This is a genomic window from Shinella sp. G-2, from assembly GCF_050172695.1.
Lineage (GTDB): Bacteria > Pseudomonadota > Alphaproteobacteria > Rhizobiales > Rhizobiaceae > Shinella.
In genome coordinates this window covers 1-6,634 of the sequence record NZ_JBBEYH010000051.1, presented here as the reverse complement: position 1 = coordinate 6,634, position 6,634 = coordinate 1, and the positions used below count along the sequence as shown (strand labels likewise).

Genomic DNA, 6,634 nt, shown 5'->3' with positions numbered 1-6,634 from the left:
GATGACGGGGACGATCTTGCTGCTCATGATTTCCATCCTGGTCTCAAAGCCCGCCGTCATGGCCGGGCCGGGACGCGGGGCCGCGATCCCGGCAGCGTTTTGCTCCCGGGCCGTCTTCCCGCACCGTTTGTCGTTCTTGGTGTCAGATGCCGATTTGCTCGCGCATCGCAACGCGCAGGCGATAGAGCGCGGCGAGTGGCGCCGGCATGGGCCTGCGCAGGAATGCCGCCTTCTTCACGTAGTTGTCGACACGCCACGTCGCCGAGGAGCGCGCGGCGAAATAGCCCATGTCACCGGCCCGCAACGTGTAGGGCGCGCCGTCGTCCGGCGTGATGTGGACTTCCCCCTCCAGGATGATGACCGTTTCTTCCCAATGAAAATGCCAGCGGAACGCGCCGGCGGTGCAATCCCAGATGGCCGAGAACGAGGAATGGTCGGAGGTGCGGACATGCTCGGCCGAGCGCGCCATCGGCGAGCCCTCGAGAATCCAACTGGGTTCGATCGGCGAATCCTGCATCTTCAGCTCGGGTGCGCGCTTGAAGACCGTGGAGACGCGTTCCGGCGCAAAGGCGCCCTCGGAGGATCGGCGTGCGGCGACGGCAATGGCGCCCGCGACCAGCAGTTTCAGAACCAAGATTATGCTCCCTCTCAGTCAATTTTCGACCGGACTATAGGAAGGAGGAATGAGAATCGGATTGAGAAAGCCGGTAAAACTTTAAGCACCGGCGGGATTTGCCTATCCAGGGTGGCAATTTGCACGCCGCCCTGCCCCACTTCGGGACGGTTCGCCGGCGCACGTGTGGCCATGCGCGCCGCTTCACGCCCGGCCGGACTTAAGCAAAGATTCACGGCGCTGTGTTTTGGTCGTTTGCAATGGGCCGTGCCCACCCGCAAAGAGAGCGTAATGGACATCATACCGGTCATTCTGTCCTTCGGTTTTCTGCCTGCCGGCCATCCGGAAAGGTCCCGCTGATGTCCGCTGCCGAAGGCGCCTCCCTCTCGACGCGCACGATCCGTGCCGGCATGTGGACGGTCGGCGCACGGCTGTCCTCGCGCCTGATCGACTTTGCCGTCCTCCTCGTTCTGGCGCGCCTGCTCGGACCGGCCGATTTCGGCCTGGTGGCGACGGCGATGACCGTCATCTATATCGTCGAAGCGGTGCTGGAGCTTCCGCTGACCTTCGTGCTCGTGCGCCTGCCTGACATTACGGAGCGGATGTATGCCACGGCCTTCACGCTGGGGCTGATCCGCGGGCTGCTGGTCGCCGGCCTGATGGCCGCCCTGTCCTTTCCGCTCGCCTCGCTCTACGGCGATCCGCGCCTGATGCCGCTCATCTGTGCGCTCGCGCTGGCGCCCGCCGCGCGCGGCATGGTCAGCCCCCGCATGGTGATGTTCGAGCGAGCCATGGATTTCCGCCGCAAGGGCCTGCTGGAGCTGATCGGCAAGGCGGTCGCCGGCGTCATCGCGATCTCGATTGCCGTTGCGACGGACAATTACTGGGCCGTGGCGGCCGGGACGATCTCCTCGCCCACCGTCACGATGATCGTGTCCTACATCATGGCCCCGATGCGTCCCCGGCTGTCGCTCGCCGAGTGGCCGCTCTTTGCCAGCATGACGGGATGGAATTTCGTCTCGCAGATCGTGTCGGCGCTCAACTGGCAGATCGATCGCCTCATCCTGCCGCTCTACATCGAAGTCGTCGCCTTCGGCCGTTTCACCACGGCCAACGACATTGCCGGGCTTCCGTTCCAGGCAATCGTGCAGCCGACGACGGTTCCGCTGTTTTCGGCGCTCGTCAACGCGCGGGAAAAAGGCAATCTGGTCAGCGCCTATCTCAAGGCGTGTTCCGGTATCGTGGCGCTGATGGCCCCGATCATGGGCTTCATGGCACTGATGGCCGGCCCCGTGATCCACATCCTGCTCGGCCCGAGCTGGAGCAGCGGCGCTCCCATTCTCGCAGGCGTCGCCCTCACCAGCCTTTTTGTCCTGCCGACCATCCCCTGGTCTGCCCTGGTGCTCGTGCTGGATCGCCCGCGCCTCGTCGCCTTCCGCTCCTTCATTGAACTGGCGGTGCGTGCGCCCCTCACGGTCATCGGCATCATTGTCGCGGGCATTCCCGGGGCAATCGCCGCAAAGGCGGGCGCCGGCGCGGCACTGCTTTTCGTGACGCTGCTCTCGACCAGATCCATCGCCGGCATATCCTTCCGTGACCAGATCCGCAGCAGCCTCTATCCGATGGTCGCGCTCATCCCCGCCGCGGCCTTCCTCTACGGCGTGCCCGATCTGGCGACACTGGGGCTCTATCTCTATCCCGCCCTTGCCGCCACGGGGCTCGTCTTCGGCATGATCTATGTCGCCGCGCTCTATGGCATGTGGTGGGTGAGCGGGCGACCCGCGGGCCTTGAATCCTTCGTTCTGGACAAGGCTGCGGCTCTTCTGCGCCGCTGAGACTTACATATCGAGGATATTGCGGGGATCGATCTTGCCGGTGAGGAGATCGCGGAAGGCGATGAGGTTACCCTTCAGCCGGCCGCGCCGGTCGACCCAGGGCTCCGGCTTCAGGCTGCGGAAGAGATTGGCCAGAACATTGCGCCCGATGCCGTCGACGACGTCGAACCAGAGCATGTTGCCCTTGCGGCGGATATAGATCCGGTTGGCGACCTGGGAGTAGCCGAGCCGTTTTCCGGGGCTGCGCCCCGCCTTCTTGGTGCCGAGATGCACGCCTCGCAACTGGTGCGCCCAGACGATGGTGCCATAGGGCGCGAGCTGCCGCGAGAAATCGACGTCCTCCAGCCAGGCGTAGAACGGCAGGTTCTCGTCGAAGCGATGGCCGTTGGCACGCACCGGCGCAAGACGGATGGACATGTTGCAGCCGTAGCCGTTGAAGGTGCGGGCGATGGGCGGCGTGCGCGGCGGCACGTCCCCGGCAAGGGCCGCGACGCCCTCGTCGAACTCCAGCCCCGGGCCGCGCGCGCCGTCCGCAATGACGAAGCCCGTGGCGACCATGATCTCGGGCTTTTCAAGGAACAGCTTTTCGACTTCGGCGAGGTAGTTGGGGGCCGGCAGGAAGTCGTCGTCAAAGAAGACGATGATATCGGCCTTGCAGGCGGCGATCAGCACGTTGCGTTGATGCGGCAACCCGACCGGGCCGGGCAAGACCTCGACGGTGCCCTCATAGGCCGACAGCCCCTCGACGTCGACGTCCTCCGGTCGCGCCGGGCAGACGAAGAACTCGTCCGGCTTGCGCGTCTGGTTGTTGAGGAAGACGATGGTCTGCGTGAGGATGTCGCGCCGTCCTGCCGTGGCGATGGCGACGGCGATGGTCAGGCCATCCTTGCGACTGTTCATGTCCCGGTCCTTGATCACGCGTTATCCCGGTCTAGAGTTTGTCAGGGAAAAGTGGGAACCGGTTTTCCCGAAAAGACAAACGAAAACAAAAGAATTCAGAGCATGTCTGGTTCAATCTGAACCTGACATGCTCTAGACGAAGCGGCCGCCACTTTCGGCGTTCCACCGGTCGATGGCGGAGGGAAGCCGGTCGCGGCCCGCCCTGCCCACGGTCTCCAGCCAGCCCGGCACGACATCGGTCGAGCGCACCAGCTTCATGACGCGGTCGGGATGGATGCCGAGCCCCATGACCGAGAAGGGCCGAAGGGCGGTTGCGGCCAGCGTCACCACACCGCGGGGAACGAGGAAGGTCTTGGCCCCCTGCATATGGTGCGCGCGAAACGCCTCGACGATCTGTTCCAGCGTATAGCGGTCGGGATAGCAGCCGTTGAAGAGCACGAAACGTTCTTGCCGTGTGGCCGCGAAGTCCAGTGCGTCGAGGAGATCTTCCACGTAGAAGCACGCCTTGATCGTGTCCTTGCGGCCGGGATAGACGAAGAATCCCTTCTTCAGCAGTTTTGCCATGCGGGTGAAGTTGCCACCCTCGCCGGGGCCGAAGATGACGGCCGGCCGGCATATGACGAGGCGGCGGCTTTCGTCTTCCTCCAGCCAGGCGCTCTGGATGCGCTCGGCCATGAATTTCGACCAGCCGTAGGGCGATTCCGGCGCAGGCGGAGTGTCCTCGCGCTTCGTCTCTTCGCTCGGGCCATAGACGGAGATCGAGCTGGTGAAGACGATCTCGCGGATGTCGAGACGCCGGGCCAGCGCGGTGATCGACGTCGCGCCGAGGATATTGGTTTCGTAATACTCGTGGGCCGGATGACCGGGTGTCGTGTGGATGGCGGCAAGATTGTAGATGCGGTCGATGCGCATGCCCGGGTCGAAGCCCGAGAGATCGCGCACGTCGCCCTTCAGGTAGACGACGCCGTCCAGCCGTTCGCGCGGCGGGCGGATATCGACGGACACCACGCGATGGCCCTCTGCTGCGAGCCTGCGCACCAGATGGGTTCCGATGAAGCCGGACCCGCCGAATACGAGGTCGTGTCTGGGCGTTTCCCCTATCATCGAGATATGCCTCCTGGGACATGCAAGCGCGCGAGATCGTGATGCGCGTTGCGAATTTTAATAAGCGCAAGTTCTGGACAATTGTTTAAGCCGGTCGCTACTTGCGCGGGCGGCGAGCGGGACAATGCGAGTTTCTTAATGAAATTCCGCTTTGTTAGGAGGGATTTTAAGCGCGGTTGCGCGCGGCTTGGAAAGGTTTGGCAATGCACGGCACATCCGCCCGGAAGAATTCCCACCCGCCGACGGACGGGCGATACACGGCTGCGGACTTTCCCGTTACCTTCGCCGGCACGATCGGCCTTTTTCATCCTGCCGATGTTGCAAGCGACACGGCCGTTCTCTTCGTCAGTTCCTGGGGCTTCGAGGAACTGTGCGCGCGGAAATTCTGGCGTCTGCTTGCCGCCGATCTCGGACGGCAAGGCATGGCGAGCCTGCGTTTCGACTATCCGGGCACCGGCGATGCGCTGGACCTCGACGACTACGCCGCCGGCCTCTCCCTCTGGCATGACAGCGTGCTGGCAGCCGCGCGCACCCTGCGCGCCCTGTCGGGTGCAAAGCGCCTTCTCCTGGTCGGTCACGGCATCGGCGCGGCCTATGCCTGGCGCGCGGCGGAAAGCCTTGGCGATGTCGCGGGTATCGCGCTCGCCGCGCCCGCGATGTCCGGCCGACGCTGGATACGCGAGTTCATGGCGCTGAGCCGGATCGCCGATCACGGCGAGATCAAGCATGCGACGCCGCCGACCGGACCGGCCATGGGCGAACAGACGATCCCCGACGCCGTTCTGGCCGGGATCCGCAGCCTCGATGTTTCCAAGCCCGAGACGGCTGCCGCGCCCGATATGCTCGTGCTCACCCAGGAAGGGCGAGCGAACGACGTGGCTTTCGCGGAACATCTGGCTTCGCTTGGTGCGCGGGTCCGCAGCATGCCCTTCGAGGGATACGATCTTTTCGCCCGGGATGTGCTGTTGTCGATCCCGCCGCGCGCCGCAATGGGCGAGCTGATCGCCTGGGCCTCGGCATTGAAGGGGACCGACGGGATTGTGACGCCGGACCTGCCGGAGGCCGCCGCGCTTGCCGGCGACGGGTTCACGGAAACGCCGGTCCGCTTCGGCACGGAAAACCGGCTCTACGGCGTGCTCAGCGAACCGATGGGCGAGCGCCAGGGCGCGGCGGTGATCATGCTGTCCACCGGTTATGACCGCATGTCGGGCTGGGGGCGCATCACCGTCCGTCTCTGCCGCGATCTGGCGCGCGCCGGTATTCCCGCATTCCGTTTCGACTTCGCCAACGTTGCTGACAGCCCCCCGCATCCCGAGGCGCCCGAGCAGGTGATGTACAGCGAAAGCCTGGTGCGGGACGCCGGGGAAGCCCTGGCGTTTCTCCAGAGCCGCGGGCTCGACGCCGTCGTGATGAGCGGCCGGTGCAGCGGCGCCTATACCGCCTTCCGAAGCGGCGTGCGCTACGGCGCGCTCAAGGCGGTCGTGCCGGTCAATCCTTTCGATTTTTCCCTGCCGCCCGAGACGGACGTCGACGCGCTGCTCAATGCCTCGCTGCAGCCTCTTGCCAGCTATGGCGGAAAGATGCGCAGCGGCGGTTTCTGGAAGCGTGTGCTGAAGGGCGAGGTCAATGTGGCGCGGGGCGTGCGCAATCTCTTCCGCATGCTGCTCACGAAGGCCGCGGCAAAAGCCCTGCCCATCCTCGTGCGCTTCCCGTTCCTGTCGCCGAGCATCAAGGTGGTTGCGCGGGATTTCGAGACGGTGGCGGCGAATGGCACGGATGTGTCGCTGCTCTACAGTGCGGGCGATATCGGCGTGCCCAATCTGGAGGCGCGTTTCGGCAAGGACGGGTACCTCTTGGGGCGCTACGCCAATGCGAGCCTCACCTTCCTCGCCGATGCCGACCACAATCTCACGACGGCCCCTGCCCGCCTGCAGTGGCTGACCGAATTGCAGAAGACGGCGCTGCGTTTCAAGCCTTGAACCGGGCGGCATGGCGCACCTATTCGGCGGCATGTCTGTGGTGGTGGCCGTCAGCGGTGCTGCCATCCTCGGGATGGGCATTGCCGTCATCATCGACGTCTGCCTCTGCATCTGCACTGCCGGCGCTCGTCCTGATACCTAGAACCTTGGCGAGTTTTTGGGCTGCGCTGTCCCATGTGAAGGTTTCGGCGCGGCGTTTGCCG

Annotated in this window: 6 protein-coding genes; 2 read left to right on the top strand and 4 right to left on the bottom strand. The window is 64.7% G+C overall.

The annotated features are described in order from the left end of the window. Positions 1–142: 142 nt before the first annotated feature. Positions 143–634 carry a cupin domain-containing protein gene (locus V8U06_RS28920; RefSeq protein WP_226922442.1) on the bottom strand — a complete coding sequence of 164 codons (492 nt, stop codon included), beginning with the start codon at positions 632–634 and terminating at the stop codon, positions 143–145. A 338-nt stretch (positions 635–972) separates the two neighbouring features. On the opposite strand from V8U06_RS28920, the gene V8U06_RS28915 reads away from it, so the two are divergent. Next, positions 973–2,448: an oligosaccharide flippase family protein gene (locus V8U06_RS28915; protein WP_427143612.1), complete on the top strand. Its 1,476-nt coding sequence runs from the start codon at positions 973–975 to the stop codon at positions 2,446–2,448. Positions 2,449–2,451: 3 nt separating this feature from the next. On the opposite strand, the gene V8U06_RS28910 is transcribed toward V8U06_RS28915, so the two are convergent. Both V8U06_RS28910 and V8U06_RS28905 read right to left on the bottom strand, forming a co-directional pair. Further along, positions 2,452–3,348, bottom strand: a complete 897-nt coding sequence (locus V8U06_RS28910) for a glycosyltransferase family 2 protein (RefSeq protein ID WP_427143611.1) — start codon at positions 3,346–3,348, stop codon at positions 2,452–2,454. Between the two features lie 132 nt (positions 3,349–3,480). Beyond that, a complete protein-coding gene (locus V8U06_RS28905) occupies positions 3,481–4,452 on the bottom strand; it encodes an NAD-dependent epimerase/dehydratase family protein (RefSeq protein WP_427143610.1) in 972 nt (323 codons plus the stop codon). A 203-nt stretch (positions 4,453–4,655) separates the two neighbouring features. Here V8U06_RS28905 and V8U06_RS28900 point away from each other — a divergent pair, with 203 nt between their 5' ends. Next, positions 4,656–6,431: a serine aminopeptidase domain-containing protein gene (locus V8U06_RS28900; protein ID WP_427143609.1), complete on the top strand. Its 1,776-nt coding sequence runs from the start codon at positions 4,656–4,658 to the stop codon at positions 6,429–6,431. 19 nt (positions 6,432–6,450) lie between these two features. Here the strand turns inward: V8U06_RS28900 and V8U06_RS28895 are convergent. Further along, positions 6,451–6,634 (bottom strand): hypothetical protein (locus V8U06_RS28895; protein WP_427143608.1); only part of this gene is annotated, 184 nt, incomplete at its 5' end.